We start from the raw sequence: 3000 nt of genomic DNA, 5'->3' as shown, positions 1-3000 counted from the left end.
GGCTTCTGGCTGCCAGTCCCAACGCGGTTTGCAAGCTTCTTTCGCCAGCTCGTTGATCGCCTGAATCACAACATGCTGCTGTTCGTGACAGAACACAACAGCGCCCAGCATCTGGTCTTCGCTCAGCAGTTCAGCTTCGGATTCAACAATAAGTACGGCTGCTTCAGTACCTGCAACAACCAGGTCCAGCTTGCTTTCTTTCAGTTCGTCCTTAGTCGGGTTAAGTACTTACTGGTCATTGATGTAACCAACACGTGCAGAACCGATCGGGCCGTTGAACGGAATGCCGGACAGGGACAGCGCAGCGGAGGCGCCGATCATAGCAACGATATCCGGGTTAACCTGCGGGTTAACGGAAACCACGGTCGCGATAACCTGTACTTCGTTAACGAAGCCTTCCGGGAACAGCGGGCGAACCGGGCGGTCAATCAGACGCGCGATCAGGGTGTCACCTTCGCTCGGACGGCCTTCACGACGGAAGAAGCTACCCGGGATACGGCCAGCAGCGTAGGTACGCTCCTGATAGTTAACGGTCAGCGGGAAGAAGTCCTGGCCTGGTTTCGCTTTTTTCTGACCCACAACGGTAACGAATACCGCAGTGTCATCCATGCTAACCATTACGGCGGCAGTTGCCTGGCGCGCCATCATGCCGGTTTCCAGCGTTACGGTGTGTTGGCCGTACTGGAACTTACGAACGATCGGATTAAGCAAAATTCTATCCTTTCTTAATGAGTGGCGACACACCCTTTGGCGTGCCGACCGATGAAACCGATCTTCTTTGCATCCTCGCGACTAATGACAACCCTAACCCGACGCCGGGTAAAGCCTCTCATTAGCCGCGCGAACCTCTGCAACGAAGAATATGTACAACAACAATACATTATACCCGTTATCTTTCAAAATACTGCTGTGTTGGTAATTTCAGCTCAATTTTGTCTCAACAAGATGCAGACAAGCAGGATTACCAGAACGCCAGACAGCGTCTTACGGGCAAACTTTCTTATAAATGACGGTCGTCCGGTGGAAAAAAGGGGCCATAAAGGCCCCTCTTTCTGAAACTCGCTAGAATTAGCGACGCAGACCCAGACGCTCGATCAGCGCGGTGTAGCGTGCAACATCTTTACGTTTCAGGTAGTCGAGCAGTTTACGACGCTGAGAAACCATGCGCAGCAGACCACGACGGCTGTGGTGATCTTTTTTGTGCTCTGCAAAGTGACCCTGCAGGTGGTTGATCTGTGCAGTCAGCAGTGCAACCTGAACTTCGGTAGAACCGCTGTCGTTCGCGCCACGACCGAACTCAGAAACGATTTGTGCTTTAGCTTCAACGCTTAGAGACATTTTGAACTCCAAATTTAAAAGAAAGAAAGGGTGCCGATCTCTAATTCAGCAGCCCTGAGATAACGCTTGCCAATTGTTAAACAATTAAGCAGACGTTAAGCCGCGATATTCTACTCGCAGCGCTCGGTTATCGCAAGCCACAGAACCTGGCTTACTCCGTGTACTCGACCACCAGACGGCGTGGAGCCACGCGGCCTTCGTCATCGATTTCACCCATACCGAGGAATTTACCTTCGTCACCTTCCGTCACGCGCACCAGGCCTTCCAGCGGCGCGCCTGACGTCCGTACCGGATTACCATTTTTAAAGTAAACCGCTGACGTTACAGGGATATTCACCACCGGATAGTCCGAAGCGGGACTGTCCATCGGCATCAATAACGGATCGAGTAATTCCGCCGCCGGAATGCCCTGCTGTTCGGCCTGTTCAACCAGTTCGCGCAGCTGTTCCAGCGTGACCATACGCTCGACCGGGTATTTGCTGACCGCCAGGCGACGCAGGAAAATCACGTGCGCACCACAGCCGAGCTTTTCGCCCAGATCGTCAATGATGGTACGAATATAGGTGCCTTTGGAGCAGTGAATTTCCAGCTCCAGCTCGTTCCCTTCATGACGAATAAACAGCAGTTCGTAGACGGTAATCGGGCGTGCTTCACGCGGCACTTCAATGCCCTGACGAGCATATTCGTAGAGCTTTTTGCCCTGGTACTTCAGCGCGGAGTACATAGACGGCACCTGCTGGGTGTCGCCTCGGAAGCTCTCAAGCGCCTCAGCCAGCTGCGCATCGCTGAAGGTCACCGGACGCTCTTCCACGATCTGCCCGTCGGCGTCGGAAGTATCGGTGCGCTGGCCTAAGCGAGCGATCACGCGGTAGCGTTTGTCGGAGTCCAGCAGATACTGGGAAAACTTGGTCGCTTCACCGAGGCAGATCGGCAGCATGCCGGTCGCCAGCGGATCCAGCGCGCCGGTATGTCCGGCGCGGTTGGCGTTGTAGATGCGCTTCACTTTCTGCAGTACATCGTTGCTGGAGGCACCCTGCGGCTTATCCAGCAACAGCACGCCGTGGATATCACGGCCGCGACGACGAGGACGACTCATCAGTCCTCCTTGCTGTCGTCCGGGTTCACACGACGTTCTTCGTCATGCTTCACCACGTTAGTCACCAGGTTGGACATGCGCATCCCTTCGACCAGCGAGTTGTCGTAGAAGAAGGTCAGTTCCGGCACGATACGCAGGCGCATGGCTTTACCCAGCAGCGAGCGAATGAAGCCAGAGGCTTCCTGCAGCGCTTTGATGCCGGCTTTAACGGCCGCTTCATCTTTGTCGTTCAGGAAGGTCACAAACACTTTGGCATAGGCCAGATCGCGAGACATTTCGACACCGGAAACGGTGGTCATCATGCCCAGACGCGGGTCTTTAATTTCGCGCTGCAGGATGATTGCGATCTCTTTTTGCATCTCCTGAGCCCCGCGCTGCGGGCGACCAAATTCTTTCGCCAGAATAAATTCTCCAGACAAAAAAGGGGCTATCAGCCACTTGTGAAATAGTTGCCGGGTGGCGCTTCGCTTCCCCGGCCTACAATCGGCAATCTTAACGAAGATTAAGCGATGGTACGTTGGATCTCGATGAGTTCGATCTCTTCGATCATATCGCCAACGCGAACG

3 protein-coding genes and 1 pseudogene are annotated in these 3000 nt (G+C 54.2%); all 4 read right to left on the bottom strand.

The window, feature by feature from the left end:
• A pseudogene (locus ACK5JN_RS11180) lies at window positions 1-711 on the bottom strand (polyribonucleotide nucleotidyltransferase); the annotation flags it as partial.
• Between the two features lie 357 nt (window positions 712-1068).
• Complete coding sequence (gene rpsO, locus ACK5JN_RS11175; RefSeq protein ID WP_035891092.1) at window positions 1069-1338, bottom strand: 30S ribosomal protein S15; 270 nt, start codon at window positions 1336-1338, stop codon at window positions 1069-1071.
• A 151-nt stretch (window positions 1339-1489) separates the two neighbouring features.
• Window positions 1490-2434: a tRNA pseudouridine(55) synthase TruB gene (gene truB / locus ACK5JN_RS11170; protein WP_167574958.1), complete on the bottom strand. Its 945-nt coding sequence runs from the start codon at window positions 2432-2434 to the stop codon at window positions 1490-1492.
• Window positions 2434-2835, bottom strand: coding sequence for a 30S ribosome-binding factor RbfA (gene rbfA / locus ACK5JN_RS11165; RefSeq protein WP_416870245.1), 402 nt, complete (start codon window positions 2833-2835; stop codon window positions 2434-2436). Before rbfA ends, truB begins: the two co-directional genes overlap by 1 nt.
• Between the last annotated feature and the right edge of the window lie 165 nt (window positions 2836-3000).

This window comes from Kluyvera sp. (genome assembly GCF_047971185.1).
GTDB lineage: Bacteria > Pseudomonadota > Gammaproteobacteria > Enterobacterales > Enterobacteriaceae > Kluyvera.
This window is presented reverse-complemented; position numbering and strand designations above follow the sequence as displayed.

Coding starts and splice junctions, on each gene's coding strand:
- truB (WP_167574958.1), bottom strand. CDS start 2,434: ATGAGTCGTCCTCGTCGTCGCGGCCGTGATATCCACGGCGTGCTGTTG.
- rpsO (WP_035891092.1), bottom strand. CDS start 1,338: ATGTCTCTAAGCGTTGAAGCTAAAGCACAAATCGTTTCTGAGTTCGGT.